This is a genomic window from Melaminivora jejuensis (genome assembly GCF_017811175.1).
GTDB lineage: Bacteria > Pseudomonadota > Gammaproteobacteria > Burkholderiales > Burkholderiaceae_C > Melaminivora > Melaminivora jejuensis.
Genome location: NZ_JACWIJ010000002.1, coordinates 890671 through 917625, shown reverse-complemented (window position 1 = coordinate 917625; position 26955 = coordinate 890671). Strand labels below are relative to the sequence as shown.

23 protein-coding genes and 4 pseudogenes are annotated in these 26955 nt (G+C 61.3%); 7 read left to right on the top strand and 20 right to left on the bottom strand.

The window, feature by feature from the left end; translation table 11 throughout:
• Window positions 1-123: 123 nt before the first annotated feature.
• The 5 genes from IDM45_RS04560 to IDM45_RS04540 form a co-directional block, all read right to left on the bottom strand.
• Window positions 124-1761: a DNA recombination protein RmuC gene (locus IDM45_RS04560; RefSeq protein WP_209421816.1), complete on the bottom strand. Its 1638-nt coding sequence runs from the start codon at window positions 1759-1761 to the stop codon at window positions 124-126.
• A 67-nt stretch (window positions 1762-1828) separates the two neighbouring features.
• The gene (locus IDM45_RS04555) at window positions 1829-2803 is read right to left on the bottom strand and encodes a 2-hydroxyacid dehydrogenase (RefSeq protein ID WP_209421815.1); all 975 of its coding nucleotides are present in this window, start codon (window positions 2801-2803) and stop codon (window positions 1829-1831) included.
• 17 nt (window positions 2804-2820) lie between these two features.
• Window positions 2821-4236 carry a sodium:proton antiporter gene (locus IDM45_RS04550; protein ID WP_209421814.1) on the bottom strand — a complete coding sequence of 472 codons (1416 nt, stop codon included), beginning with the start codon at window positions 4234-4236 and terminating at the stop codon, window positions 2821-2823.
• Between the two features lie 76 nt (window positions 4237-4312).
• Window positions 4313-5485, bottom strand: coding sequence for a nicotinate phosphoribosyltransferase (gene pncB, locus IDM45_RS04545; RefSeq protein WP_209421813.1), 1173 nt, complete (start codon window positions 5483-5485; stop codon window positions 4313-4315).
• 63 nt (window positions 5486-5548) lie between these two features.
• Window positions 5549-6028, bottom strand: coding sequence for an acyl-CoA thioesterase (locus IDM45_RS04540; protein WP_209421812.1), 480 nt, complete (start codon window positions 6026-6028; stop codon window positions 5549-5551).
• Window positions 6029-6260: 232 nt separating this feature from the next.
• Between IDM45_RS04540 and IDM45_RS04535 the strand changes: the two genes are divergently transcribed.
• The 3 genes from IDM45_RS04535 to IDM45_RS04525 all read left to right on the top strand — a co-directional run bounded on the left by IDM45_RS04535 (window position 6261) and on the right by IDM45_RS04525 (window position 9132).
• The gene (locus IDM45_RS04535; RefSeq protein ID WP_209421811.1) at window positions 6261-6830 is read left to right on the top strand and encodes a phasin family protein; all 570 of its coding nucleotides are present in this window, start codon (window positions 6261-6263) and stop codon (window positions 6828-6830) included.
• A gap of 316 nt (window positions 6831-7146) precedes the next feature.
• On the top strand, window positions 7147-8202 hold the full coding sequence (locus tag IDM45_RS04530; protein ID WP_209421810.1) for an extracellular solute-binding protein: 1056 nt from the start codon (window positions 7147-7149) through the stop codon (window positions 8200-8202).
• Between the two features lie 171 nt (window positions 8203-8373).
• Window positions 8374-9132 carry a 3-hydroxyacyl-CoA dehydrogenase gene (locus IDM45_RS04525; protein ID WP_209421809.1) on the top strand — a complete coding sequence of 253 codons (759 nt, stop codon included), beginning with the start codon at window positions 8374-8376 and terminating at the stop codon, window positions 9130-9132.
• 421 nt (window positions 9133-9553) lie between these two features.
• Here IDM45_RS04525 and IDM45_RS04520 read toward each other — a convergent pair whose 3' ends face one another.
• From IDM45_RS04520 to sul1, 6 genes are all read right to left on the bottom strand, one after another.
• A complete protein-coding gene (locus IDM45_RS04520) occupies window positions 9554-9889 on the bottom strand; it encodes a TraR/DksA family transcriptional regulator (protein WP_011518936.1) in 336 nt (111 codons plus the stop codon).
• Between the two features lie 16 nt (window positions 9890-9905).
• Complete coding sequence (locus tag IDM45_RS04515; protein WP_011518937.1) at window positions 9906-10769, bottom strand: universal stress protein; 864 nt, start codon at window positions 10767-10769, stop codon at window positions 9906-9908.
• Window positions 10770-10783: 14 nt separating this feature from the next.
• Window positions 10784-12262 carry a SulP family inorganic anion transporter gene (locus IDM45_RS04510; RefSeq protein WP_209423996.1) on the bottom strand — a complete coding sequence of 493 codons (1479 nt, stop codon included), beginning with the start codon at window positions 12260-12262 and terminating at the stop codon, window positions 10784-10786.
• A gap of 520 nt (window positions 12263-12782) precedes the next feature.
• Window positions 12783-13547: an IS6-like element IS6100 family transposase gene (locus IDM45_RS04505; protein ID WP_001389365.1), complete on the bottom strand. Its 765-nt coding sequence runs from the start codon at window positions 13545-13547 to the stop codon at window positions 12783-12785.
• Window positions 13548-14053: 506 nt separating this feature from the next.
• Window positions 14054-14554, bottom strand: coding sequence for a GNAT family N-acetyltransferase (locus IDM45_RS04500; RefSeq protein WP_000376623.1), 501 nt, complete (start codon window positions 14552-14554; stop codon window positions 14054-14056).
• A gap of 127 nt (window positions 14555-14681) precedes the next feature.
• Entirely contained in the window at window positions 14682-15533 is an 852-nt protein-coding gene (sul1, locus tag IDM45_RS04495) for a sulfonamide-resistant dihydropteroate synthase Sul1 (RefSeq protein ID WP_000946487.1), read from the bottom strand.
• A gap of 101 nt (window positions 15534-15634) precedes the next feature.
• Between sul1 and intI1 the strand changes: the two are divergent.
• The 3 genes and pseudogenes from intI1 to IDM45_RS04485 all read left to right on the top strand — a co-directional run.
• Window positions 15635-15934, top strand: a pseudogene (gene intI1, locus IDM45_RS17530) (class 1 integron integrase IntI1); the annotation flags it as partial.
• A pseudogene (locus IDM45_RS04490) lies at window positions 15935-16288 on the top strand (TCP-1/cpn60 chaperonin family protein); the annotation flags it as partial.
• A 226-nt stretch (window positions 16289-16514) separates the two neighbouring features.
• Window positions 16515-18047 (top strand): IS91-like element ISCR3 family transposase, encoded by a 1533-nt coding sequence (locus IDM45_RS04485; protein WP_001747814.1) that lies wholly within the window; start codon window positions 16515-16517, stop codon window positions 18045-18047.
• A 91-nt stretch (window positions 18048-18138) separates the two neighbouring features.
• Here IDM45_RS04485 and IDM45_RS04480 read toward each other — a convergent pair whose 3' ends face one another.
• Together IDM45_RS04480 and tet(G) are read right to left on the bottom strand one after the other, a co-directional pair.
• Window positions 18139-18858, bottom strand: a complete 720-nt coding sequence (locus IDM45_RS04480) for a LysR family transcriptional regulator (RefSeq protein WP_023139374.1) — start codon at window positions 18856-18858, stop codon at window positions 18139-18141.
• A 92-nt stretch (window positions 18859-18950) separates the two neighbouring features.
• Window positions 18951-20126 carry a tetracycline efflux MFS transporter Tet(G) gene (tet(G), locus tag IDM45_RS04475; protein WP_001257840.1) on the bottom strand — a complete coding sequence of 392 codons (1176 nt, stop codon included), beginning with the start codon at window positions 20124-20126 and terminating at the stop codon, window positions 18951-18953.
• Window positions 20127-20229: 103 nt separating this feature from the next.
• On the opposite strand from tet(G), the gene tetR(G) reads away from it, so the two are divergent.
• Entirely contained in the window at window positions 20230-20856 is a 627-nt protein-coding gene (tetR(G), locus tag IDM45_RS04470; RefSeq protein WP_000163574.1) for a tetracycline resistance transcriptional repressor TetR(G), read from the top strand.
• On the opposite strand, the pseudogene IDM45_RS04465 reads toward tetR(G), so the two are convergent.
• From IDM45_RS04465 to IDM45_RS04435, 7 genes and pseudogenes are all read right to left on the bottom strand, one after another.
• Window positions 20853-20969, bottom strand: a pseudogene (locus IDM45_RS04465) (DUF3363 domain-containing protein); the annotation flags it as partial. The gene tetR(G) and the pseudogene IDM45_RS04465 overlap by 4 nt on opposite strands.
• Window positions 20970-21062: 93 nt before the next feature.
• A pseudogene (gene floR, locus IDM45_RS04460) lies at window positions 21063-22276 on the bottom strand (chloramphenicol/florfenicol efflux MFS transporter FloR).
• A gap of 216 nt (window positions 22277-22492) precedes the next feature.
• The gene (folP, locus tag IDM45_RS04455; RefSeq protein WP_000259026.1) at window positions 22493-23464 is read right to left on the bottom strand and encodes a dihydropteroate synthase; all 972 of its coding nucleotides are present in this window, start codon (window positions 23462-23464) and stop codon (window positions 22493-22495) included.
• Window positions 23458-23805, bottom strand: a complete 348-nt coding sequence (locus IDM45_RS04450) for a quaternary ammonium compound efflux SMR transporter QacE delta 1 (protein ID WP_000679427.1) — start codon at window positions 23803-23805, stop codon at window positions 23458-23460. Before IDM45_RS04450 ends, folP begins: the two co-directional genes overlap by 7 nt.
• Before the next feature lie 163 nt (window positions 23806-23968).
• On the bottom strand, window positions 23969-24760 hold the full coding sequence (aadA1, locus tag IDM45_RS04445; protein WP_001206316.1) for an ANT(3'')-Ia family aminoglycoside nucleotidyltransferase AadA1: 792 nt from the start codon (window positions 24758-24760) through the stop codon (window positions 23969-23971).
• Window positions 24761-24852: 92 nt separating this feature from the next.
• Entirely contained in the window at window positions 24853-26112 is a 1260-nt protein-coding gene (locus IDM45_RS04440) for a CmlA family chloramphenicol efflux MFS transporter (RefSeq protein WP_001256774.1), read from the bottom strand.
• A 254-nt stretch (window positions 26113-26366) separates the two neighbouring features.
• Window positions 26367-26849: a hypothetical protein gene (locus IDM45_RS04435; protein WP_209421808.1), complete on the bottom strand. Its 483-nt coding sequence runs from the start codon at window positions 26847-26849 to the stop codon at window positions 26367-26369.
• Window positions 26850-26955 lie beyond the last annotated feature (106 nt).

The following is a 26955-nucleotide window of genomic DNA, read 5'->3' as shown; positions in this document are numbered from 1 at the left end:
CGATGCGGCCAACACGGTTGACCTGATCCACTTTCCGCCCTTCATGACGCATCCCTCCAAAGAGTTCAAGGAAACAGAATGATACCTTTGCAGATGATTTTGGGGAAAGGGCATTCCCCGAGGTCAGGCGTCCTCGGCCTCCATTTCGACCCCGACCAGGGCCGTCTCCAAAGCCTGCCCGGGCGCGGGCAGCTCCTGCACGTCGCGCAGCTTGCGCTGGATGGCGCGCGTCCTCACGCCCACCTGCTCGAACTTCTTGGCCGCTGCGTCGATCGACTTGCGCGTGGCCTCGACCACTTCGCCGAACTTGGCAAACTCCGTCTTGACCTGGCCAAGCACGCCCCAGACTTCGGAGGAGCGCTTTTCGATGGCCAGGGTCTTGAAGCCCATCTGCAAGCTGTTGAGCATGGCTGCCAGGTTGGCCGGGCCGGTGATGACCACGCGGCACTCGTTTTGCACTGCCTCGACCAGGCCTGGCCGGCGCATGACCTCGGCAAACAGGCCTTCGGAGGGCAGATACAGCACGGCAAAGTCGGTGGTGTGCGGGGGCGAGACGTATTTGGCCGAAATCTTCTTCGCCTCGCTGCGGATCGAGGCCTCGAAAGCAGTGCCGGTCGCCTGCACCAGCGCCTTGTCGGCCGCGTCGTGCGCGTCCTGCAGGCGCTGGTAGTGCTCGACCGGGTATTTGGAGTCGATGGGCAGCCACACCGGATGCTCGTCATTGCGGCCCGGCAATCGGATGGCGAACTCGACCAGGTCTTCGCTGCCGGGCATGGTCTTGACGTTCCTGGCGTACTGCTCGGGGGTCAGCACGTTGTCGATGATCAGGCCCAGTTGCATCTCGCCCCAGGTGCCGCGCATCTTGACGTTGGTCATGACGCGCTTCAAGTCGCCCACGCTGCCGGCCAGGGTCTGCATCTCGCCCAGGCCCTTGTGGACTTGCTCCAGCCGGTCGCTGACCAGCTTGAAGGATTCGCCCAGGCGCTGCTCCAGCGTCGACTGGAGCTTTTCGTCCACCGTGCGGCGCATCTCTTCCAGCCGCGCAGCGTTGTCGCTCTGGATGGCCGCCAGGCGCTCGTTGAGCGCACCGCGCAGCGCCTCGGCGCCCTGCTGGCTGCTGGCCGACAGCTCGACCAGTTGGCGCGTGTTGCCAGCCAGCTGGTCTTTCAACGCCAGCGCCATGGCAGCCAATTGGGTGTGGATATCGCCCTTGAGCGAGTCCAGCGTGCTGCGCGTGGCCAGGCCCAGGGCGTCGAAGCGCTCCTGGATGCGCTGGCCGAACAGCTGCGTGCTCTCGGTGATGGCCTGGTGCGATTTGCTGGCGCCCTCGGCCAGGGTCTGTGTGGTCTGCGTCAACTCACCGCGAAAGGCGGCCAGGGCCTCGCCCAGCTCCTTGCGCCCGGCGCCGGTTTCGGCGCGCGACTGTGCCAGCTGCTGCTCCAGCCGGGTCTGCAGGGCGGCAAAGGCGGCCTGCAACTCGCTGCGGCTGGTGCGCGACTCGCCAGCGGCCTGCGCCAGGCGCTCGTCCAGCAGCGTCTGCGTGGCCTGGGTGAAGCCGCGCAACTGCTGATCCATGGCAGCCAAGGCGCCATCGTTGCGCGCCACGGCCAGTTGCGTGGCCTGTACTGCCGCCTGCATGGCCTGCAGCTGCGCCAGCCAGTCCGGTGGCAGTTGCACGCGCGGCGCCCGCAGCAGCAGCGCAGCCAGCAGGGCGACACTGAGCAATCCCAGGGCCAGCAAAAGATAGATTGCCATATTCATTTCACTACTGAATCAATAGCTGCCAGCGCTTGTCCATCAAGGGTTTGAGGCTGATTTGACTGATATTTCAGGTCATTTCCACCGGCGTCAGTGCCTGACCGTCCCGAAAAAAGGCGATCAGGTTGTCGGCAGCCAAATTGGCCATGGCCAGGCGCGTGGCCACGGTGGCGCTGGCGATGTGCGGCGTCAGCACCACGTTGGGCACCTGCAGCAGCTCGGGGTGGACGGCAGGCTCGCCCTCGAACACGTCCAGGCCGGCGGCGGCAATGCGCCGCTCAGCGAGCGCCTGGGCGAGCGCCGCGTCATCGACGATGCCGCCGCGCGCAATGTTGATGAGCGTCGCCGTGGGCTTCATGCGCGCCAGTTCTGCCGCGCCGATGGCATGGTGCGACTGCTGCGTATAGGGCAGCACCAGCATCAGATGGTCGGCACGCGCGAGCAGCTCGTCCTTGCCAACGTACTCGGCGCGGCATTCGGCCTCCAGCTCGGGCGCCAGGCGCGAGCGGTTGTGGTAGAGCACGCGCATCCCGAAGCCGTGCGCGCCGCGCCGGGCAATGGCTTGGCCGATGCGGCCCATGCCCAGGATGGCCAGCGTGCTGCCGTGTACCTCGGCGCCGGCGAACATGTCGTAGCGCCAGTTCTGCCACAGGCCGGCGCGCAGGTAGTGCTCGGCCTCGGCCATGCGCCGCGCCGTGGCCATGAGCAGGGCAAAGCCAAAGTCGGCCGTGGTCTCGGTCAGCACGTCGGGCGTGTTGCTGCCGAGCACGCCGGCGGCCCGCATGGCTGCCACGTCGAAGTTGTTGTAGCCCACCGCCATGTTGGCGACGATCTTCAGGCGCGGGCACAGCGCCAGCAGCGGCGCGTCGATGCGCTGGCTGCCGGTGGTCAGCGCGCCGTCCTTGTCGGCCAGCTGCGCGGCCAGCTCCTGCGGCGTCCAGGCGATGTCCTCGTCGTTGGCCTGCACCTCGAAATGCTGCGCCAGGCGCTGCACCACCTCGGGGAAGATGCGGCGCGCGATCAGGATGCGGGGTTTGGTACTCATGGCATTCATGTACGCGGTCAGCGCAGCCAGACGAAGGTGATAACGACGAACAGCGGCATCAAAATGCCTGCCGACCACAGCATGTAGCCAAAGAAGCTGGGCATATTGACGCCGCGATCCTCGGCAATGGCCTTGACCATCAGGTTGGGCGCGTTGCCGATATAGGTGTTGGCACCCATGAAGACCGAACCGGCGGAGATCGCCGCCAGCGTCGCCGCGTGCGTGGTCATCATGGTCACCGGGTCGCCACCGGCGGTATTGAAGAACACCAGGTAGGTCGGCGCGTTGTCCAGGAAGGATGACAGCAGGCCCGAGGCCCAGAAATACATGGCCGGGTCGGGCGCGCCATCGGGACGCGTTACCGCCGACACGATGGCGCCAAACGGCCCGTTGACCCCGGCCTTGAGCATGGCGATGACCGGGATGATGGTCAGGAAGATGCCGGCAAAGAGCTTGGCCACCTCCTGCATCGGCCCCCAATTGAACTGGTTGTCCTCATGTACCTGGCCTGGCGTGAGCGCCAGCGACACCAGGGTGACCACGATCAGGCCGGCATCGCGCACCAGGCCCGGCAGACCGACCACGGTGCCCATGACATCCCATTGCACGTCGCTCTTCCACACGCCGCTCATCAGCACCAGGGCGACGACCACGGCCAGCAAGGCGAAGTTGACCTTGCCGTCGAAGCCAAAGGACTCGGGCGGCGTGTCGGGTGTCGGATCAGCAGGCAGTTGTTCGCCCGGCTGGCGCCAGAACCAGGCATCGACCACGAAGAACAGGGCCAGCAGCACGCTCACCAGGAACAGCGTCTCGGGCCAGATGTGCTGGAATGTCCAGAAGAAGTCCACGCCCTTCAGGAAACCCAGGAACAGCGGCGGGTCGCCCAGCGGGGTGAGCGAGCCGCCGGCGTTGGAGACCACGAAGATGAAGAACACCACCACGTGCGTCACATGCTTGCGGCCATCGTTGGCGCGGATCAGGGGCCGGATCAGCAGCATGGATGCGCCCGTCGTGCCCATGAAGCTGGCCAGCGCCGCGCCGATGGCCAAGAGGCCAGTATTGAGCAGCGCGCTGCCGTGCAGGTTGCCGCGGATGTAGATGCCGCCCGCCACGGTGAACAGCGCCGCCAGCAAGATGACAAAGGGCAGGTATTCGGCCACCAGGGCATGGATCAGCCCGGCAGTAGCCGCTTGCGGGCCGAACGCCAGCGCAAACGGCAGCAAGAAGGCCAGTGCCCAGGCAGCCGTCACCTTGCCGAAGTGCTGGTGCCAGAAATGCGGCGCCACCAGCGGCAGCAGCGCGATCGACATCAGCACGCCGGCAAACGGCACGCCCCACAGCAGAGAAAGCTGGCTGCCGTCCATGTCGGCAGCCGCCGCCAATGCCGGGGCCAGGAAAAACGCGGTCAAGGCCAGCGCGCGCATGGGCTTCATCGATTCACCTCCTCGAATTCTTGCAACGTTGTCTCGGCGTCGCCGGGCACCAGCGGCCCGGTGCTGCGGCGTGTGCTCACGCCGGGCTGGGAATGTCAAAGACCTGGCGCAGGTAGGCCAGGTATTTCTCGTCATCGCACATGTTCTTGCCCGGAGCATCCGACAGCTTGGCCACCGGCTGGCCATTGCAGCGCGTCATCTTGATGACAATCTGCAGCGGCTCATGCCCCAGATCGTTGGTCAGGTTGGTGCCGATACCGAACGCCAGCAGGCAGCGGCCCTGGAACTGGCGGTGCAACTGCACGATGCGCGGCACCGTGAGGCCGTCGCTGAAGATCAGCGTCTTGGTCAGCGGATCGACGCGGTTGTCGCGGTAGTGCTGCAGCATCCGCTCGCCCCAGGCGAACGGGTCGCCCGAGTCGTGGCGCGCACCGTCGAACAGCTTGCAAAAATACAGGTCGAAGTCGCGCAGGAAGGCATTCATGCCATAGACATCGGACAGCGCAATGCCCAGATCGCCCCGGTACTCCTTGGCCCACATCTCGAAGCCAAAGACCTGCGTGTCGCGCAGGCGCGGGCCCAGCGCCTGGCAGGCCTGCAGGTACTCATGCGCCATGGTGCCCAGCGGGGTCAGGCCCAGCTTCATGGCGTACAGCACGTTGCTGGTGCCCGCGAGCTGGTGGGGTGCGCGCGCACGCAGGATGTGCAGCACCTCCTCGTGCCAGGCGCGCGAGAAGCGCCGGCGCGTGCCGTAGTCGGCGATCTTCAGGCCCTCCAGGCCACTTTCCTGCAACTGGGCAATCTTGGTGTCCAGCCGGCGGCGGCCCTCGGCATAGTCAGGCGTCTTTTGCGTGTTGCGGAAATAGACCTCGTTGACGATGGCCAGCACCGGGATCTCGAACAAGATGGTGTGCAGCCACGGCCCGGTGATGGCGATGTCGATTTCGCCCGAGGGCAGCGCCGTCACGCGGATGTACTTCTCGTTGAGCCGGAACAGACCCAGGAAATCCACGAAATCGCTCTTGATGAAGCGCATCGAGCGCAGGTAGGACAGCTCGGCATCGGCAAAGCGCAGGCTGCACAGGGCGCGGATTTCCTCGCGGATCTCGCCCACGTAGGGCGCCAGTTGCACGCCAGGATTGCGGCACTTGAAACGGTATTCGACCTGCGCTCCCGGAAACTGGTGCAGCACCACCTGCATCATGGTGAACTTGTACAGATCGGTGTCGAGCAGGCTGGTGATGATCATGGAAGAGCGGAGATGGGTCGCGCGTCGGGCTGGGCTGCTTCAGAAAGACAGGGCTTTAGATGCTCAGGGGTTCAGGCGCAGCGCGGCCAGCACGTCGCGCAGGCGCTGCGGCAAGGCCCGGGGGCGGCGGTCGTCGCGCCCCACATAGACATGCACGAAATGCCCGGCTGCAGCACTCATCGGCTCGCCCTGGGCGAACAGCCCGACTTCATAGCGCACGCTGGAGCTGCCCATGTGCGCCACGCGCAGGCCGGCCTCGACCGTCTGCGGAAACGCCAGCGGCGCAAAGTAGTTGCATTGGGTCTCGATGACCAGGCCGATGGTCTCGCCCTGGTGGATGTCCAGCGCGCCTTGCTCGATCAGATGGGCATTGACCGCCGTGTCGAACCAGGAGTAATAGACGACGTTGTTGACGTGGCCATACACGTCGTTGTCCGACCAGCGCGTGCCAATGGTGCGAAAGACCGCATAGGCACTGCGTGGCTCAGGGGCGGGGCGGCGCGGCGCAGAGGCCGGCGCGGCATGGGTTTGCGAGGCGTTCATGGGCGCACGATTGTGCCAGCCTGCCCCGGGCGGACATGAAGCTTGTGCCTGCCTGCCGCAAAAGTGTCAGGGGGTAACAATTGCTGCACTGCAGCATAAATTTGGCAAACCTGCGGAAAACCCGTATAATTCATCTCATGCTGCACTGCAACATAAGTTTCTGGCTCACCTGCCAGTCAGCGCAGCCATCTCACTCAACCCGCCCAACGGGGCATCTCACCGGAGAGAAGACATGAACCTGACCCAGGAACAACTGATTGCATCGCACAAAGCCAACCTCGAAACCCTGTTCGGCCTGACCAACAAGGCCTTCGAAGGCGTGGAAAAGCTGGTCGAGCTCAACGTGGCCGCCACCCGCGCCGCCCTGAATGAGGCCTCCACCCACGCCCAGGCCGTGCTGTCGGCCAAGGACGTGCAGCAGCTGCTGGCCCTGCAAGCCAACCAGTTCCAGCCCCTGGCCGAGAAGGCCGTGGCCTATAGCCGCCATCTGTACGACATCGCTTCCGGCACGGGCAGCGAGTTCGGCAAGGCCTTCGAAGCCCAGGCTGCCGAGATGCAGCGCAACTTCAGCAACCTGGTGGACACCGCCACCAAGAACGCTCCCGCCGGCTCGGAGACCTCGGTCGCTGTGTTCAAGAGCGCCGTGTCGGCCGCCAACAACGCCTTTGAATCTGTGCAAAAGGCCGTCAAGCAGGCCAGCGCCGCTGCCGAAGCCAACCTGAACGCCATGGCTACCAGCGCTTCGCGCCAGACCGCCACTGCTGCTGCCGCCGCCCAGGCCGCCACGCAAGGCAAGCGTTGAACAAAAACAACCCAAACATAATTTCAGGGTTTACCCTATAATCACGCACATCGGGTCTGCAGCGGCTGCAGACCTCCCGGTTGTCTCCTTGGATCCTCTCGAAACTCCCGTTTCTGGATCCTTTCAAGCCCAGTCCCTGACTGGGCTTTTTTTTGCCTGCTGTTTTCGTCTGCCATCAGCCTCTGTGGTGCTGGTCGGCCAGCCCTCCTGACAAAACGCAAGGTTTGACCAGATTCTTATTTAAGAACGATTCTCGTTTGCCTTATCATCCCGGGCGTTGTCACTCAGTTGCCATTTCGAGAAAGCATCCCCGCTCATGTCCTTCCGCCTCAAGACCCTGTTGTTCACCTGCGCCCTGGCTGCTGCCGCCACCGCCGCCAGCGCCCAGGAAGAAAAGGTGCTCAACCTCTACTCCGCCCGCCACTACGCCACGGACGAGGCGCTGTACGACGGCTTCACCAAGACCACGGGCATCAAGATCAACCGGGTGGACTCGGACGACGCCGGCATCATGGCGCGCCTCAAAGCCGAGGGTGCAGCGTCCCCTGCCGACGTGATCCTGCTGGTCGATGCCGCGCGCTTCTATCGCGGCGAGGCCGACGGCCTGTTCCAGCCGGTGCGCTCCAAGCTGCTGGAGGAAGTCATCCCGGCCAATCTGCGCGCCAAGCCGGCGGCAGACGGCGGCATCGCCTGGTTCGGCCTGTCCACGCGCGCCCGGGTCATCGTCTACAACAAGACCAAGGTCAAGCCCGAGGACGTGGACACCTACGAGAAGCTGGCTGATCCGCGCAACAAGGACAAGGTCTGCATCCGCTCAGGCTCGCACCCCTACAACCTGAGCCTGTTCGGCGCCGTCATGGAGCACATGGGCGAGGAAAAGACCCAGGCCTGGCTCAAGGGCATCGTGGACAACATGGCGCGCTGGCCCAAGGGCGGCGACACCGACCAGATCAAGGCCGTGGCCACGGGCGAATGCGAGATTGCCGTGACCAACAGCTACTACCTGGCGCGCATCATGCGTTCGGACAAGGCCGACGACAAAGCCATCGTGCAGAAGGTGGGCGTCGTGTTCCCGAACCAGAACTCCTGGGGCACGCACCTGAACATCGCTGGCGGGGGCGTGGCGCGCCATGCCAAGCACAAGGACAATGCCGTCAAGTTCCTGGAATACCTGGCCAGCCCCGAGGCGCAGAACTACTTTGCCAACGCCAACAACGAGTGGCCGGCGGCCAAGGGCGTGGAGCTGGAAAACCCGGCCCTGAAGGCCATGACCGGCGGCCAGCCCTTCAAGAGCGAGACCATCCCCATCGGTGCCGTGGGCGCCAATCAGGTCAAGGTGCAGCAGATGCTCGACCGCGTAGGCTTCCGCTGAACCGCCCCTCCCTCCTCTTCTTTCTTCCCCCTTCCGCCCGGCTTGCCGGGCATTTTTTTGCCTTGCTTCTTCAGCCTTGTGCCAAGCCCCAAAGGGGGCAGCAATGGCGGCGATAATTGACGTTCACGTCAACAACCAACCATTTCCAACCACTCTCACAGGAGACACTTCATGGACATCAAGGGCAAGGTTTTCATCGTCACTGGCGGCGCATCCGGCCTGGGCGAAGGCACGGCGCGAATGCTGGCCGAGGCTGGCGGCACGGTCGTCATCGCCGACATGCAGGCAGACAAGGGCGAGGCCCTGGCGCGCGAGATCGGCGCGACCTTCGTGCGCTGCGACGTTGCCAGCGAAGCCGATGGCCAGGCCGTGGTGGATAAGGCCGTGTCGCTGGGCAAGCTGATGGGCCTGGTCAACTGCGCCGGCATCGCCCCGGCGGAAAAGACCGTCGGCAAGAACGGCGCGCACGCCCTGGCCACCTTTGCCAAGACCGTCACCGTGAATCTGGTGGGCAGCTTCAACATGATCCGCCTGGCCGCCGAGGCCATGAGCAAGAACGAGCCCGAAGCCACGGGCGAGCGCGGCGTGCTGATCTCGACGGCCAGCGTCGCTGCCTACGACGGCCAGATCGGCCAGGCGGCGTACTCGGCCTCCAAGGGCGGCGTGGTCGGCATGACGCTGCCGATTGCCCGCGATCTGGCCAGGAACGGCATCCGCAACATGACCATTGCCCCGGGCATCTTCGGTACGCCCATGCTGTTTGGCATGCCACAGGAGGTGCAGGACGCGCTGGCCGCCGGCGTGCCCTTCCCCAGCCGCCTGGGCAAGCCCGAGGACTACGCCCGCCTGGTGCGCCACATCTTTGAAAACGACATGCTCAACGGCGAAGTCATCCGCCTCGACGGCGCCATCCGTCTCGCCCCAAAGTAAAAAATCATAGCACCCACCGCTTGCCACGCCTGCCTTGCAGGCGTTTTTCATCAGAATCGAGCTGGGGTTTGCTCCTTTTAGGGGGATGGAATTTTTTGGAAGAGGAGTCACCCTTTCCAAGTCCGCCCCGCCAGGGGTGTGGATTGACATAGGGCCGATGGGCTGTGTTGCGGGCAGCGCTTGGCAGCCTTCGGCGGCATCGACGAGTTCAACCAATCGCTCAACCAACCTGTCAGGCGCGCGCAACAGCCCCACGTCGAGCGGTTGGGCAAGACCTGCCGCACCGAAGGGGTCGGGTGCCATGCCTGCGACAGCCTACAGGAGGCGCTTGGCATGGCACTTTCAGGGGTCGCCTCAGAAAACGGAAAATAAAGCACGTTAAGGCAAAACGGCTCCGCCGTTGGGCATCAATACGGCTTTGTCATTGACGCGCTGTCGCGCATTCCTGGCAGAACACAACAGCAGGATCGGCGTTCAACAGTTCCGGCTCCAAATCACTGTGACAGGCGCAGCACAGCCCATAGGTGCCAGAGTCGAGGCGGGCCAGCGCAGCTTCGACCTTGCGCTTGCGAATGGTCAGCCGCTCCCGCAATCCTTGGGCAAGAGCCTGTTGTTGGAGGGCGTCGATACGCGACACCCTACCGACACAGGATTGATCCAGCTCGACCGGCGCGGCGGACTGTTGAGCCTGCTGGATTGCCTCAACGGTTTCCCTTTGCTCGATCAGCAGTCGAGCGCGGAACTGTTCCATGTCCATTGAGGCGACTCCTTCGCTATCGCAGTAGAAGCGTGGGGATGGTCGAGGAACGCAGCAGGTCAGCGGTCTTGCTGCCGAACATCAAAGTGCGCAGCGGCGAGTGACCGAATGCGCCCATGATGAGCATGTCGATGGACTGCTCCTTGACCGTCTTGGCGATGATGCTTTCCGCATCGCCGGGGATCAGTGAGGCGGTGACGTCGAAGCCAGCCGATTCCAAGGTGGTCTTGGCCCAATCAAGCTGCTTGGGTGCATCCTGGCTTTTCTTCCCCGACATCAGCAGGATGATAGGCAAACCTCGGAACAGCGGGCTGCCAGCGACCATTTCGACGCCACGCCGGGTCACGACACCGCCGTCGAAGGCGATCATCACGCGCTGCGGCTCTTTGAAGCCTTCGGTCACGGTCAGGATCGGTTTGTGCAGCGAACGTACCACCCGCTCCACATTGCGGCCCAAGTCGCGCTGTGTGGCTTCTGCGGCTTCGCCACGGCGTCCGAGTATCAGCAGGCGCACGCCGTCTTCCTGTTCGGCCAGCGTTGCTTCAAGTTCGCCGTGCCGCTGGCGAACATCGACCAGCGCGGCACCGGCAGCGGTGGCCCGTTCGCGCAGTCGGTTCAGGAAGATGCGGCCTTGCTCGCGAGCATTCTTGGTGCGGGCCTCGTCTTCGGCGGTGAGCTTGGTCAGCAGATTTTCCTGGGCGTCAATGCCGATGGCACCGCTGTGATCTTCGCCCGATCCCTGCTCGGGGTGGCGGTCGATGACGTGCAGAAACTCCAGCGGCGCGTCCATTCGGCGAGCGGCCCATGCGGCGTAGTCGGCCACGTAATCGGCGAAGTGGGATTGATCCACGCAGGCCAGCACTTTGTTTTCGTTCTTCATGATCCTGTTTCCTCTCAGTGGCCCATCAGCATGTCTTCGGCACCGTCTTTGTCATGCACGGCGAACTTGTCCACCATTGTGGCGCTGGCCTCGTTCAAGCCGATGACTTCGACCTCGGTGGCTTCACGGCGGAACTTGATGACCACCTTGTCTAAGGCGCTAACAGCGGTGATGTCCCAGAAGTGGGCGCGACTTACGTCAATGCGCACTTTCTCGATGACTTCCTTGTAGTCGAAGGTATTGATGAAGCGATCCGCCGAGGCAAAGAACACTTGGCCGGTAATGGTGTAGGTGCGCACGCGGCCTTCGTCCTCGGTGCGAGAGGTGACGCGCAGAATCTGGCCCACCTTGTGCGCGAAGAAGAAGCCCGACAGCAGCACTCCGATTAGCACGCCCTTGGCCAAGTCGTGGGTGCCAACCGTCACTACCACGGTGGCCAGCATCACCATGCTGGAACTTTTTGGGTGCTCGCGCAGATTGCGGATCGAGGCCCAGTTGAAGGTGCCGATAGACACCATGATCATCACCGCGACCAGTGCGGCCATCGGAATGCGGGCCACCCAGTCACCGATAAACACCACCATCAGCAGCAGAAACACGCCAGCGGCCAGCGTGGAGAGTCGGCCACGACCGCCGGATTTTACGTTGATGACCGACTGGCCAATCATGGCGCAACCTGCCATGCCGCCGAGGAAGCCGGTAGCAATGTTTGCCACACCTTGACCCACGCATTCGCGGTTCTTGTTGCTGTTGGAGTCGGTCAGGTCATCGACGATGGAAGCCGTCATCATGGATTCCAGCAAGCCGACGACCGCCAAGGTGGCCGAGACAGGGAAGATGATCTTGAGCGTTTCGAGGTTCAGCGGCACATCAGGCAGCAGGAACACCGGCAGACTGTCAGGCAGTTTGCCCATGTCGCCCACAGTGCGAATGTCGAGGCCGAGGAAGATCGCCACTCCGGTCAACACGACGATGGCAACCAGCGGCGACGGCACGGCCTTGGTGATGTAGGGAAAGCCGTAGATGATGCCGAGACCTGCCGCCGTCATGGCATAAACGTGCCACGTCACATTGGTCAGCTCGGGCAACTGCGCCATGAAGATCAGGATGGCCAGCGCATTGACGAAGCCGGTGATGACCGAGCGAGAGACAAAGCGCATCAATGCGCCCAGCTTGAGCCACCCCGCGAGAATTTGCAGTACGCCGGTCAACACGGTGGCAGCCAGCAGATATTGCAGGCCGTGGTCTTTGACCAAGGTCACCATCAGCAGCGCCATTGCACCTGTGGCCGCAGACACCATGCCAGGGCGACCACCGGCAAAGGCAATGATCGCGGCAATGCTGAATGAGGCGTCAAGACCGACCTTCGGATCAACGCCCGCAATGATCGAGAAGGCGATTGCCTCGGGGATGAGCGCTAGCGCGACGACGATGCCCGCTAGTAAGTCGTTTCGGACATTGGAAAGCCAGTCCTGGCGTAAGGATTTCATCATTCTTCTATTCCGTTGTGGTTGCCAGCCAGTGGTGGCAGTTGGGGCGAACGCAAGCGCGTCTTCCCGGCCAGCGGAATAGAGAACGAACCCCGAGTAATCCAGGGCCAGCAAGACGCAGTGAATCGGACGTGCAGCCTCGTGCGAGCGTGGTGTGTATTGAAGCTGGCTCGCAGCGAGAAAGAGGCTTACACGGGTAGGAACTCCGATAGTTGGCTTGCTGATTCTTTGGGAAAAGGCATTTTACCTTCTTTGCGGCGGCGCAACAATAATAATGTCAGTCTGAGCTATACCCTAACTTGGCGTCAGACCATCCGTGTCATTTTCAGAAGACGACTGCACCAGTTGATTGGGCGTAATGGCTGTTGTGCAGCCAGCTCCTGACAGTTCAATATCAGAAGTGATCTGCACCAATCTCGACTATGCTCAATACTCGTGTGCACCAAAGCGAGGTGAGCATGGCGACGGAGGCTCTGTTGCAAAGATTGGCGGCAGTCAGAGGTAGGCTGTCGCTCTGCGCCGATCAGGCGGCTGCTGCGAAATGGTGGTTGAGCATGCCCATGGCCTCCGTCAGCGCCGAGGGCCCAATGCCAAAAGCTCTCTCCACAAGGCGCACCTCGCCCCTGATGCCGGGCTGCAGGCACCAGGGGCGAGCCTGTCCTTTGCGCAGGGCTCGCATGACTTCGAATCCCTTGATCGTGGCATAGGCCGTGGGGATCGATTTGAAACCGCGCACCGGCTTGATCAGTATCTTGAGCTTTCCGTGATCGGCCTCGATCACGTTATTGAGATACTTCACCTGCCGGTGGGCCGTCTCCCGGTCCAGCTTTCCTTCGCGCTTCAATTCGGTGATCGCTGCACCATAGCTCGGCGCTTTGTCGGTATTGAGCGTGGCAGGCTTTTCCCAGTGCTTCAGGCCTCGCAGGGCCTTGCCCAGGAACCGCTTCGCTGCCTTGGCGCTGCGGGTCGGCGACAGGTAGAAATCGATCGTGTCGCCCCGCTTGTCGACTGCCCGGTACAGGTAGGTCCACTTGCCCCGCACCTTGACGTAGGTTTCATCCAGGCGCCAGCTCGGATCAAAGCCACGCCGCCAGAACCAGCGCAGCCGCTTCTCCATCTCCGGGGCGTAGCACTGGACCCAGCGATAGATCGTCGTATGGTCGACCGAAATGCCGCGTTCCGCCAGCATTTCCTCAAGGTCGCGATAGCTGATCGGATAGCGACAATACCAGCGCACCGCCCACAGGATCACATCACCCTGGAAATGGCGCCACTTGAAATCCGTCATCGTTCCGTCCGTCCAATCTCCGCCAAGCATGCTCAAGCTTCACGATTTTTGCAACAGAGCCCACACGAGTATTGAGCATAGTCGAGATTGGTGCAGATCACTTCTGATATTGAACTGTCAGGAGCTGGCTGCACAACAGCCATTACGCCCAATCAACTGGTGCAGTCGTCTTCTGAAAATGACATTTGGTATCTCTCATAAACGGATGTTTTTGAGAGAACTATCTTCGGCCTTCACACGCACGAAAGGCGGCGAAGCTCCGCCGTTAATCCGTCCGCCGGAGATCTCGCCCAGGCAGGCTGAAGGCCGAGCAAGCCTGACAGGCCCGAAAAGCCCGGCACGGGCGTCGGCGGCGATGACGGCGGCGGCATTATCCAGGGTTGATGATGGAAGTGGAGGATATCGACAACCTCTCGCGCAACCAAGACATCGCGGTCGGACTGCAAGTGATCTTGAAGCCACGGGCCCGTCCCACCCCGACATGGACCTCGATGCCCGAACGGACGTTAGATTTCGAGTTCTAGGCGTTCTGCGATGAAGGTTGGATCCCAGCCGGGATTGAAAGTGTCGACGTGGGTGAATCCGAGCCGCTCGTATAGGCCACGCAGGTTCGGGTGGCAGTCGAGCCGCAGCTTGGCGCACCCCTGCGTTCGCGCGGCATGGCGGCAAGCCTCGATCAGCGCGGAGCTGACACCCCGGCCCGCATGTGTCCGTCGCACCGCGAGCTTGTGCAGATATGCGGCCTCCCCCTTGAGGGCGTCGGGCCAGAACTCGGGATCCTCGGCCGACAAGGTGCAACAGCCGACGATGCCGTCGCTGCAACTCGCGACTAGGAGCTCGGATCTCAGGACGAAGGTCTCCGCGAATGTCCGGTCGATCCGCGCGACGTCCCAGGCGGGCGTTCCCTTGGCGGACATCCACGCCGCAGCGTCGTGCATCAGCCGCACAACCTCGTCGATATCACCCGAGCAGGCGACCCGAACGTTCGGAGGCTCCTCGCTGTCCATTCGCTCCCCTGGCGCGGTATGAACCGCCGCCTCATAGTGCAGTTTGATCCTGACGAGCCCAGCATGTCTGCGCCCACCTTCGCGGAACCTGACCAGGGTCCGCTAGCGGGCGGCCGGAAGGTGAATGCTAGGCATGATCTAACCCTCGGTCTCTGGCGTCGCGACTGCGAAATTTCGCGAGGGTTTCCGAGAAGGTGATTGCGCTTCGCAGATCTCCAGGCGCGTGGGTGCGGACGTAGTCAGCGCCATTGCCGATCGCGTGAAGTTCCGCCGCAAGGCTCGCTGGACCCAGATCCTTTACAGGAAGGCCAACGGTGGCGCCCAAGAAGGATTTCCGCGACACCGAGACCAATAGCGGAAGCCCCAACGCCGACTTCAGCTTTTGAAGGTTCGACAGCACGTGCAGCGATGTTTCCGGTGCGGGGCTCAAGAAAAATCCCATCCCCGGATCGAGGATGAGCCGGTCGGCAGCGACCCCGCTCCGTCGCAAGGCGGAAACCCGCGCCTCGAAGAACCGCACAATCTCGTCGAGCGCGTCTTCGGGTCGAAGGTGACCGGTGCGGGTGGCGATGCCATCCCGCTGCGCTGAGTGCATAACCACCAGCCTGCAGTCCGCCTCAGCAATATCGGGATAGAGCGCAGGGTCAGGAAATCCTTGGATATCGTTCAGGTAGCCCACGCCGCGCTTGAGCGCATAGCGCTGGGTTTCCGGTTGGAAGCTGTCGATTGAAACACGGTGCATCTGATCGGACAGGGCGTCTAAGAGCGGCGCAATACGTCTGATCTCATCGGCCGGCGATACAGGCCTCGCGTCCGGATGGCTGGCGGCCGGTCCGACATCCACGACGTCTGATCCGACTCGCAGCATTTCGATCGCCGCGGTGACAGCGCCGGCGGGGTCTAGCCGCCGGCTCTCATCGAAGAAGGAGTCCTCGGTGAGATTCAGAATGCCGAACACCGTCACCCTGCTGCGTAACATCGTTGCTGCTCCATAACATCAAACATCGACCCACGGCGTAACGCGCTTGCTGCTTGGATGCCCGAGGCATAGACTGTACAAAAAAACAGTCATAACAAGCCATGAAAACCGCCACTGCGCCGTTACCACCGCTGCGTTCGGTCAAGGTTCTGGACCAGTTGCGTGAGCGCATACGCTACTTGCATTACAGCTTACCAACCGAACAGGCTTATGTCCACTGGGTTCGTGCCTTCATCCGTTTCCACGGTGTGCGTCACCCGGCAACCTTGGGCAGCAGCGAAGTCGAGGCATTTCTGTCCTGGCTGGCGAACGAGCGCAAGGTTTCGGTCTCCACGCATCGTCAGGCATTGGCGGCCTTGCTGTTCTTCTACGGCAAGGTGCTGTGCACGGATCTGCCCTGGCAGGGCATCAACGAAGACCAGAACCTGGGCATCGCCATCACCCGCCGTGCGCTGGAAGCCCCGCTGCGCGCCATCGTGGCCAACGCCGGTGAAGAACCGAGCGTGATCGTGGCCAACGTCAAGGCCGGCGAAGGCAGCTACGGCTACAACGCCGCCACCGGCGAGTTCGGCGACATGATCGCCATGGGCATCCTGGACCCGACCAAGGTGACCCGCTCGGCCCTGCAGCACGCCGCTTCCGTCGCCGGCCTTGCGATCACGACCGAAGTGGTCGTGGCCGAAGTGCCGAAGAAGGAAGAGCCGGCCATGCCGGGTGCTGGCGGTATGGGCGGCATGGGCGGCATGGATTTCTGATCCGGTTGGCCCGGTCGTCAGGGAACCGGACCGCGCCAGCGCGGTCCGATCCCGGCAACGACCCGACATCAAGGCCCCAAGGACGGGGCCGGAGCCCGGCAGCGATGCCGGGCTTTTTGTTGTGCCCGCGCCGCGGCAATGTCTGACGCGAAGATCAGAACGCACCGATACGAACGTGCGAACACAGGCGCAACACTGAGCAGCCGTCCCCGCACCGGAGCGCTGCGTGCCGCGCCTCGCCACATCCCGGCGGCAAGCCGCGGGATGCGCGCCACTGCCGTCCGCCCACACCGGTTCGCGGTACGCGCGCCACGCGCCCGAGCGCACGCTGCTGTACGCGTTGGTAGAGGCGCACTACCCGGACTTCATTGCACGGATCGAAGCGGAGGGCCGCTCGCTGCCCGGGTATGTCCGCGAGGCGTTCGATGCCTACCTGCGTTGCGGCGTACTCGAGCACGGCTTCCTGCGGGTGGTGTGCGAGCACTGCCGTGCAGAGAGGCTGGTGGCCTTCTCCTGCAAGAAGCGCGGGTTCTGCCCGAGTTGCGGCGCGCGACGCATGGCCGAGAGTGCGCGGCACCTGGTCGAGGAGGTGTTCGGCCCGCGGCCTGTGCGGCAATGGGTGCTGAGCTTTCCGTACCCCTTGCGTTTCCTGTTCGCCAGCAAGCCAGAAGCCATTGGCCCGGTGCTGGGCATCGTGCAGCGCGTGATCGCCGGCTGGTTGGCCGATCAAGCCGGCATCGACCGCGCCAGCGCCCAGTGCGGCGCGGTGACGCTGATCCAGCGTTTCGGCAGCGCGCTGAACCTGAACATCCACTTCCACATGCTGTGGCTCGACGGCGTGTACGTGGAAGCCACCGAGCTGCCGCGGCGCGAACTGCGCCTGCACCGCGCCCGTGCGCCCACCACCGCGCAGTTGACCCAGCTGGCAGCTACCATCGCGCACCGGGTGTGTCGGCACCTGACGCGCAAAGGCTGGCTCGAAGGGGAGGGCGAATCGGCCTTCCTGGCAGACAGCGCTGCAGGCGACGACAGCATGGATGGGCTGCGGATGAGTTCGATCACCTACCGCATCGCCACCGGCCGCGACGCTGGCTGCAAGGTCGTCACGCTGCAAACGCTGCCCGGTGACGCCGGTTCGCTGGAGGGCGAAGCCGGCAAGGTCGGCGGCTTCTCACTGCATGCCGGCGTGGCGGCCGAAGCACACGAAAGCCACAAGCTGGAAAAGCTGTGCCGCTACATCACGCGCCCGGCGATCAGCGAGAAGCGGCTGTCGATAGCGCTCCAGGGCAGGGTGCGTTACCAGCTCAAGACCCCGTGGCGCAATGGCACCACGCATGTGGAATGGGATCCGGTGGATTTCATCGCCAAGCTGGCGGCGCTGGTCCCGCCACCTCGCGCGCATCTCACCCGCTTCCACGGCGTATTCGCCCCGAATGCAAACCTGCGTGCGCAGCTGACGCCCTCGGGGCGCGGCAAGCGGCCTGCGGGCGATGCGGCGCCAGTGGACGTCAGCGCCCACGACGCGCCGCGCAGCCCCGAGGAGAAGCGCCGTGCGATGAGCTGGGCGCAACGGCTCAAGCGGGTCTTTTCCATCGACGTCACCGCCTGCGTCCACTGCGGTGGCACCGTGCGGATCGTCGCCAGCATCGAGGAACCCACCGCCATCCGCGCCATCCTCGCCCACTTCGAGAAGCACGGCGCGCGGGAAGAAGCGCACTACAGGCCCGCAGCGCGCGCGCCGCCAGTGCAAGCCGCGTGACGATCTGCCGGCTGCACAGCCGACGGCGAAACCGGAATCCGAGCCGATGCGGCCACGATCCGCAGGGCGGCGCTCGGCCCGCTGTCGGGAATCAGCGAAGCATGGCTGCTGACAACGCCGCTGCGTGGCCCCGCGATGCCGAAATCCCACTCACAGACGTCCGATCCGTGCCCAAAACGGGGCTTGCGCGACCGCCGCCTACCCAGCAGACTGCCCGAAAAGGGCGTTTGAACTTCCTATACGCAAGGAACGTCTCGCCTGCCAAATCGGGCCATGTGACGGCTGACCGCTTGGCGAGCGGATGCCGTTCCGGTAGCACCGCCAAGAGCGGTTCGGTCCATGTGCGACGGGAATGGCAGTCGGGTGGTTGGGGCGTGCCCGCGACGAACGCCACGTCCAACCTGCCGGCGCGAAGCTGCACCACCGCTTCACGGGCCGGGCCTTCGGCGATCTCGACTTCAACATCGGGGTAATCCTTGCGGTATTGGCCGATCAGCTTTGCGAGGAAGCTATGCGGAATCAGGGCATGGATACCGATACGAAGCCGGCCGCTTTCTCCGGCTGCCGCCATGCCGGCGGTTTTCACCGCATGGTCGAGTTGGTCAATACCTACGGCTATCCGCTCGACGAAATGGCGTCCGGCCTCGGTCAGCCGAACGCCGCGCGCATGACGCTCGAACAAGAGGATGCCGAGGTCTTCTTCCAGTGCCTTCACGCGGGCGCTGACGCTGGACTGTGCAACGCCGAGCGCGTTGGCGGCGTGACGGAAGTTGAGATATTCGGCGACAGCGAGAGTGTGAACTAAGGTCATCATTGGCACTCGCCCCGAAAGGAGATGATTGCTCAACAGATTTAATCCGTCATTTCTCCTAAGTCTACGCATGCCAAATCGCCATGACTAAATCACAATGAAGTTGCGAATGGTCTGCGTAGTATTGGCAGACATATTAAATAGAGGATCGCGCCGACAATCCAAACCCAACCGTTCCATGCCCCGGCGGTGGCAGAATAGAGTGCTGTGAAGCCAAGCGGTCCTGCGATAGAGCTTAGATTGGTGAGGCTCGTTAGCGTTCCTTGCAAAGCCCCTTGCTTGTTACTGCTGACATTGTTTGAGAGCATTGCCTGCAAGGCCGGCATGCCAACACCCCCGGCGGCAAGCAGCAACAGAATCGGGAACACCATCCATCCCTGCGTGGCAAAAGCCAGAAGAACGAAGCCAGTCGCATCCGCAGCCATGCCAAACAGCAGCGTGCGCCGCTCTCCAAGCCGGCTTGAAAGCGGGCCGGTAACAAACGCTTGGAAGATCGCATGTGTTGCCCCAAACGCCGCGAGCGACAAACCAACGGTCGCGGTGTTCCACTGAAAACGGTCCTCGCCATATATGACCCATAGGGCTGCAGGCACTTGGCCGATCAGTTGAATAATGAAGAAAACTGCGAAAAGCGCACCTAGCCCGCGCAATGCATCATCCAGCCGTAACAGAACGAATGGTTTGATGCGAACCGGCTTTCCGGTCCCGCCATGGCTGTGATGAGTCTCCTTGAGGAAAATGCAGGCAAGCAGGAACGCGAACCCGTTGAGAAGGGCGGCGGCGATAAACGGGGCATGAGCAGAGATACCACCGAGCATGCCACCAAGTGCTGGCCCGGCAATCATGCCCGCCCCATAACAGGCCCCCATGTAGCCGAACCAGCGTGCGCGAGAACCTTCCCCCGTCGAATCGGCAATGGTTGAGGCTGCTACAGCTCCGGTTGCGCCCGTGACGCCGGACACGAGTCGGCCGATATAGAGCACCCATAAGACCGGCGCTGATGCCATAATCGTGTAATCGACTGCGGCTCCTGCAAGAGAAGCCAGAAGTACCGGACGCCGACCGTAAGAATCCGAAAGCTGTCCAAGCATGGGCGCGAAGACGACCTGCATCAATGCATAGAGCGACAGCAAGGCACCATAGTGTCCAGCGACCTGCTCTGCTGGCACAAGCTCACGCAGAAGCGTCGGAAGGACGGGCATGATGAGGCCGAGACCCATGGCGTCAAGACCCACGATCAGCAGGGCAATGATGGCAGAGCTGCGCACCTGAAACTCCAGCGCCGCTCAATGGAGCGACTTTATCAACGATAAGGAGATGGAAATATAACTTATCGGTGATAAATTGTCAAGCACTGGCGAAGGAACGTGAATGACCAAACTGGACAAGGGCACCGTGATCGCGGCGGCGCTAGAGCTGTTGAACGAGGTTGGCATGGACAGCCTGACGACGCGGAAGCTCGCTGAACGCCTCAAGGTTCAGCAGCCTGCGCTTTACTGGCATTTCCAGAACAAGCGAGCGCTGCTTGATGCGCTCGCCGAGGCGATGCTGGCGGAACGCCATACCCGCTCGCTACCCGAAGAGAATGAGGACTGGCGGGTGTTCCTGAAAGAGAATGCCCTGAGCTTCAGAACGGCGTTGCTCTCTTATCGGGACGGCGCGCGTATCCATGCCGGCACTCGACCGACAGAACCGAATTTTGGCACCGCCGAGACGCAAATACGCTTTCTCTGCGCGGAGGGCTTTTGTCCGAAGCGCGCCGTTTGGGCGCTCCGGGCGGTCAGTCACTATGTGGTCGGTTCCGTTCTCGAGCAGCAGGCATCTGATGCCGATGAGAGAGTTCCGGACAGGCCAGATGTGTCCGAGCAAGCACCGTCGTCCTTCCTGCACGATCTGTTTCACGAGTTGGAAACAGACGGCATGGATGCTGCGTTCAACTTCGGACTCGACAGCCTCATCGCTGGTTTCGAGCGGCTGCGTTCATCTACAACAGATTAGAGGCTTATGCCCCTTTGCCGCCCCAACTGCCACGACACCGATCCGCTTTGCACGATGCCCATGACCTCACGGCCGAGCTGGCGGTCGATGACCGGCCGCCACGGGACAAGGGAAATGAGCGGTATCTTGCCAGACAGGATACCGCCATTCACGAGGTTTCGAAGATTATTGCGCCGCATCGGAGCGGGCTTGCTTCCAGTCGTCGGCTAGACGACTGGCGACTTCTCGGTGGCAGCATCACGGGATCGAAGGAGCGCCAGCCCCAACGACACCAGCACTGCCATTGCCGTGGCGTAACAAATCACGGGCCACGCTGTATCGCCGTTTAACAGCGTCACCGCCAATGTCCCGACGATACTGACTATCAGGCTTTGGATGCAGAAGTAGAACGCAACCGCTGATCCAGCGATGTCGTCGAACTGCGCAAGTGCGCCGTTGGCGGTAACGGACACCGTGAAGACAATGCCGACCGCGACAACCCACATCGGCAGGATGAAGCTGAAAAATGACGGCGATCCGAAAAGTTGGCCGATCCCCAACAGGATCGCGCCGGAAACGAGCAACGCCATCCCGCGCGCTACGCATCCCGCGATACCCCATTTGGCAACGAAGGACTTTGCGAAGCGGGTTGTCGTGACCATGACCAGCGCGACAGTCGCGAAGGCCAAGCTAAATCCGATCTCGGAATAGCCGGCTTGGCCTATGAGAACACGGGGGCTGTCGAGAAGAAAACGAAGAATGTGCCCATGCCGGCACTAAATCCGACCGTGTAAACCCAAAAGGCCGGACTCGCGAAGATCGGCAAAACAGATCGTTGCGTTCTGGCCTGATCCAACGGTCGGGTTTCATGCCACCTGAAACTGGCGTTTAAGAGTGCGAGCGAAGCCAGTGCAGCCAGTGTGATGAAGATCGCCTGCCATCCCCAAAACTCGCCGATCAGCGCACCGGCTATAGGGCCGAGCGCAGGCACGAACGCCAGCATCGAACTGAAAAGGCCGTAGATGACGGCACCTTCGGGACGATTGGCATATACGTCGCGCACGGTCGCGAAGGTGGCCACCAGCATGGCCGATGCTCCAACAGCCTGAACCAGACGAAACGCAACAAAGGCTAATGCAGTTGAAGAACAAGCCGCTCCCAGAGACGCAGCAACGAAAGCCGTTGCGCCTACAAGCAGGATCGGCCGTCGCCCGACGCGATCGGAGAGTGGCCCAAAGATCACTTGGCCCACACCGAGCATCACCATGTAGAGGCTCAACGTGAGTTGGATTATGGATGGAGTCGTGTTCAGGACGCCCGGCATCGCCGGAACGACTGGAAGATAAATATCCATCGCCAGCGAGGCGAGGATGTCGAAGGGAGCCATAAGCAGCAAGGCTGCCGGCAGCGTATAGGCCCACGCGGGGCGTGTGGTGGTCATGACGAATCAACCGCTCGATTAAGGATACCGGGCAGCGTCTGCTCGTCAGCAATCAGATGGGATTGGTCTTACAGAGCGCCGCAACAACAATTCTGATGTTGCGGCTTACTTGTCTGCTGACTTGGAATTTCCCATGCTGATGGCTCCACGATTACGAAATTGAATAGCAGCTCTTATCGAATTAGTTGTTGCGTTGCAATGCGGTATCGTTGGCTCCTATAGCCCCAACCCCCGCTGCCGCCCTAACTGCCACGACACCGAACCGCCCTGCATGATACCCGCGACCTCGCGGCCGAGCTGGCGGTCGATGATCGGCCGCCACGGGACAAGGGTGAACTCGTGGCTCTTTTCCACGATGGCGAACTTGCCGCTCGTTAGCTGGACAGTCCCGGTGAACTTGCCGCTGACACTCTCACCATCCTTGGCGGCGCGGAACGGCAGCGCCTTGCCCTCGGCCATCTCCGCACCGGCGCGCGCAACTTCCCGCTCGCGCAGGGTGGCGAGAAGATTGCGCCGGTAGAAGATTCGGCCGTCCCTGTTGCGCGTGGCGTCGCGCTGTTCGATATGATGCTCGCGGCGCTGGTCCATGGCTTCGCGGACCTGTTGCCCGAAGCCGGTCGGCGCAAGGTCGGCCGTTTCGCCATGGACCAATCGCCGGTCCATCCCCGGATCGAGGATGAGCCGGTCGGCAGCGACCCCGCTCCGTCGCAAGGCGGAAACCCGCGCCTCGAAGAACCGCACAATCTCGTCGAGCGCGTCTTCGGGTCGAAGGTGACCGGTGCGGGTGGCGATGCCATCCCGCTGCGCTGAGTGCATAACCACCAGCCTGCAGTCCGCCTCAGCAATATCGGGATAGAGCGCAGGGTCAGGAAATCCTTGGATATCGTTCAGGTAGCCCACGCCGCGCTTGAGCGCATAGCGCTGGGTTTCCGGTTGGAAGCTGTCGATTGAAACACGGTGCATCTGATCGGACAGGGCGTCTAAGAGCGGCGCAATACGTCTGATCTCATCGGCCGGCGATACAGGCCTCGCGTCCGGATGGCTGGCGGCCGGTCCGACATCCACGACGTCTGATCCGACTCGCAGCATTTCGATCGCCGCGGTGACAGCGCCGGCGGGGTCTAGCCGCCGGCTCTCATCGAAGAAGGAGTCCTCGGTGAGATTCAGAATGCCGAACACCGTCACCATGGCGTCGGCCTCCGCAGCGACTTCCACGATGGGGATCGGGCGAGCAAAAAGGCAGCAATTATGAGCCCCATACCTACAAAGCCCCACGCATCAAGCTTTTGCCCATGAAGCAACCAGGCAATGGCTGTAATTATGACGACGCCGAGTCCCGACCAGACTGCATAAGCAACACCGACAGGGATGGATTTCAGAACCAGAGAAAGAAAATAAAATGCGATGCCATAACCGATTATGACAACGGCGGAAGGGGCAAGCTTAGTAAAGCCCTCGCTAGATTTTAATGCGGATGTTGCGATTACTTCGCCAACTATTGCGATAACAAGAAAAAGCCAGCCTTTCATGATATATCTCCCAATTTGTGTAGGGCTTATTATGCACGCTTAAAAATAATAAAAGCAGACTTGACCTGATAGTTTGGCTGTGAGCAATTATGTGCTTAGTGCATCTAACGCTTGAGTTAAGCCGCGCCGCGAAGCGGCGTCGGCTTGAACGAATTGTTAGACATTATTTGCCGACTACCTTGGTGATCTCGCCTTTCACGTAGTGAACAAATTCTTCCAACTGATCTGCGCGGGAGGCCAAGCGATCTTCTTCTTGTCCAAGATAAGCCTGTCTAGCTTCAAGTATGACGGGCTGATACTGGGCCGGCAGGCGCTCCATTGCCCAGTCGGCAGCGACATCCTTCGGCGCGATTTTGCCGGTTACTGCGCTGTACCAAATGCGGGACAACGTAAGCACTACATTTCGCTCATCGCCAGCCCAGTCGGGCGGCGAGTTCCATAGCGTTAAGGTTTCATTTAGCGCCTCAAATAGATCCTGTTCAGGAACCGGATCAAAGAGTTCCTCCGCCGCTGGACCTACCAAGGCAACGCTATGTTCTCTTGCTTTTGTCAGCAAGATAGCCAGATCAATGTCGATCGTGGCTGGCTCGAAGATACCTGCAAGAATGTCATTGCGCTGCCATTCTCCAAATTGCAGTTCGCGCTTAGCTGGATAACGCCACGGAATGATGTCGTCGTGCACAACAATGGTGACTTCTACAGCGCGGAGAATCTCGCTCTCTCCAGGGGAAGCCGAAGTTTCCAAAAGGTCGTTGATCAAAGCTCGCCGCGTTGTTTCATCAAGCCTTACGGTCACCGTAACCAGCAAATCAATATCACTGTGTGGCTTCAGGCCGCCATCCACTGCGGAGCCGTACAAATGTACGGCCAGCAACGTCGGTTCGAGATGGCGCTCGATGACGCCAACTACCTCTGATAGTTGAGTCGATACTTCGGCGATCACCGCTTCCCTCATGATGTTTAACGCCTGAGCTCAGCCGACCGAAACCGCGTAGCGGTTTTGGGTCGGCTGCAGCGATTTGTTGGGCGATAGCTTGCCACATTCTCTCAACGATTGGGATTTGATGTACTTTCCGCACTTTGTAGCGCGACCACATCATGCTCCCCCTGGCCGCGAGAGCCCTTCACTCGGGAAACACAAGACAGACCGAGCACGACTGTTGCAAGGGTCAAACAGTACACGACAACCGGCCAAGCCGTGTTGCGCGGCAACAGCGAAATGATCAACGTTCCGATGCTTCCTAGCAGTACACCGCCCAAGCAGAAGTAGACTGCCGTGACCGTTCCAGCAACATGGTCGAATCCTCGAAGAGCGCCATTGGGCGCCACAGATACCGCTGTGGCGACACCAATACCCACTAGCCACATTGGAGCAATAAAGCCTAACACGGACTGCAAAGCCCATATTTCGGTGATGGCAAGCAATACTGCTCCAGCTATCAGGCATCCCATTCCCATTCGCAAGACACTTGGGCTGCCCCACTTGGGTATCACACGCCCCATAAAACGAGCCGTAAACACCATGGCAATTGCCACTGTGGCGAACAGCAGGCTGAAGCCAAGCTGAGACACACCTTGCCTGCCCATCATTAGTCCGGGCGCAATGGAGAAAAAGACGAAGAAGCTACCCATTCCAGCGGCGTAACACAACGTGTACAACCAGAAGTTCAGGCACTTAACGGGGAGTAGCAGCTGCGACCATTGCAAGCCCGCAACTCGTTGCACCCGGGTTTCAGGCCAGAATCGCCACGCTGCTGCAGATGCAGCGATCATGCCCAAACCTAGAAACGCAAAGATAGCCCGCCACCCAAGCCACATGTCGACGAGCGCTCCGAGCAATGGGCCTACCGCCGGGACCATGGCCAGCATGGATCCGAGTATGCCGTAAATGACATTACTTTCCTCGCGACCTGCGTAAATGTCACGTACTGTTGCAAATGTGGAAACAAGGCACGCCGAGGCACCACAAGCCTGAAGAATCCGAAGCCCCAGAAAGACTTCAGCCGATGACGTAAGAGCGAGGCCCATTGACGCCACAACGTAGGCGAGGCCACCTCCCAGTAGAACGGGGCGGCGCCCCAGTCGGTCCGATAGCGGTCCAAACAAGAGCTGACCGGCACCAATCATGACCAAGTACGTTGTCAGCGTAAGCTGAATTGTGCTCGCTGTCGTACCAAGCGCGTTTGGCATAAACGGCACTGCTGGCAAGTACATGTCCATGCCGAGTGATGCCAATAAATCGAACGGTGATAACAACAACACCGTGGCGGCAAGGGAGTACCGCCAACTAAAGTTTTTTGAGCGCACGAAACCATCTCCTTGAACAAAGGATTTGGCGGCGCTCCCGTAGAGCAAAAGGATTCATGAGAACGCCGCAACAACCGAAAAATGAAGGTTGCTGCGGCTTACTTGTCTGCGTTCTTGGAAGTGCTCATCTGCTGACTATCTCATGATTGAATTTGAATCGTAACAACTTTCAAGCAACTCTGCAAGGAGCCTTATTGTGCGCCCAACGCCTGAGTTAAGCCGACCTGCGTAGCGTAGCCGACGACATGGCAAGCTTAACCTGCCATGTCGTTGGTGTAGCGAAGCAGGTTCGGCTTGAACGAATTGTTAGGCCTCATGCCGAGCCTGTTACACATTTTGTATTCACGATCCGGCTTGAACGCTGGATCATGTTTCTTCTCTTGGTCCATCAGGTAGCAATACGGCCACATATCGACGACTTTGCCAGACGCATCAAACACTACGCCAGCGTGCCCCATGTACACGGTAACGCACTGTTGGAGCGTTGCCGCATAGCGCGCCGCGCGAAGCTTGACGAGCGTGTTGCCGTTAGAAAGTTTCCGTACCCTGAACTCGCAGGCATCTGTTGCGCACAAGTGGTCAGAATGGATGCGTAGGGTGGCCTGAATCGCGTCTTGGTCCGCCGGAGATAGGCTCGCAAGTGGAGGATTGTCCACACATGCGGAGTTCTCGGTGGTTCCAGCGATGGCTGGAGCTGTGCCGATGAGAAGAAACAGGGCTGCGATAAAGTATTTCATGAGGCCTAACTTTGTTTTAGGGCGACTGCCCTGCTGCGTAACATCGTTGCTGCTCCATAACATCAAACATCGACCCACGGCGTAACGCGCTTGCTGCTTGGATGCC

Coding starts and splice junctions, on each gene's coding strand:
- IDM45_RS04505 (WP_001389365.1), bottom strand. CDS start 13,547: ATGACGGATTTCAAGTGGCGCCATTTCCAGGGTGATGTGATCCTGTGG.
- IDM45_RS04435 (WP_209421808.1), bottom strand. CDS start 26,849: ATGAAATACTTTATCGCAGCCCTGTTTCTTCTCATCGGCACAGCTCCA.
- IDM45_RS04550 (WP_209421814.1), bottom strand. CDS start 4,236: ATGAAGCCCATGCGCGCGCTGGCCTTGACCGCGTTTTTCCTGGCCCCG.
- pncB (WP_209421813.1), bottom strand. CDS start 5,485: ATGATCATCACCAGCCTGCTCGACACCGATCTGTACAAGTTCACCATG.
- aadA1 (WP_001206316.1), bottom strand. CDS start 24,760: ATGAGGGAAGCGGTGATCGCCGAAGTATCGACTCAACTATCAGAGGTA.
- IDM45_RS04500 (WP_000376623.1), bottom strand. CDS start 14,554: ATGGACAGCGAGGAGCCTCCGAACGTTCGGGTCGCCTGCTCGGGTGAT.
- IDM45_RS04555 (WP_209421815.1), bottom strand. CDS start 2,803: ATGAGTACCAAACCCCGCATCCTGATCGCGCGCCGCATCTTCCCCGAG.
- IDM45_RS04530 (WP_209421810.1), top strand. CDS start 7,147: ATGTCCTTCCGCCTCAAGACCCTGTTGTTCACCTGCGCCCTGGCTGCT.
- IDM45_RS04525 (WP_209421809.1), top strand. CDS start 8,374: ATGGACATCAAGGGCAAGGTTTTCATCGTCACTGGCGGCGCATCCGGC.
- IDM45_RS04450 (WP_000679427.1), bottom strand. CDS start 23,805: ATGAAAGGCTGGCTTTTTCTTGTTATCGCAATAGTTGGCGAAGTAATC.
- IDM45_RS04520 (WP_011518936.1), bottom strand. CDS start 9,889: ATGGACATGGAACAGTTCCGCGCTCGACTGCTGATCGAGCAAAGGGAA.
- IDM45_RS04535 (WP_209421811.1), top strand. CDS start 6,261: ATGAACCTGACCCAGGAACAACTGATTGCATCGCACAAAGCCAACCTC.
- folP (WP_000259026.1), bottom strand. CDS start 23,464: ATGGTGACGGTGTTCGGCATTCTGAATCTCACCGAGGACTCCTTCTTC.
- sul1 (WP_000946487.1), bottom strand. CDS start 15,533: ATGTTACGCAGCAGGGTGACGGTGTTCGGCATTCTGAATCTCACCGAG.
- IDM45_RS04480 (WP_023139374.1), bottom strand. CDS start 18,858: ATGACCTTAGTTCACACTCTCGCTGTCGCCGAATATCTCAACTTCCGT.
- IDM45_RS04515 (WP_011518937.1), bottom strand. CDS start 10,769: ATGAAGAACGAAAACAAAGTGCTGGCCTGCGTGGATCAATCCCACTTC.
- IDM45_RS04560 (WP_209421816.1), bottom strand. CDS start 1,761: ATGAATATGGCAATCTATCTTTTGCTGGCCCTGGGATTGCTCAGTGTC.
- IDM45_RS04540 (WP_209421812.1), bottom strand. CDS start 6,028: ATGAACGCCTCGCAAACCCATGCCGCGCCGGCCTCTGCGCCGCGCCGC.
- IDM45_RS04510 (WP_209423996.1), bottom strand. CDS start 12,262: ATGATGAAATCCTTACGCCAGGACTGGCTTTCCAATGTCCGAAACGAC.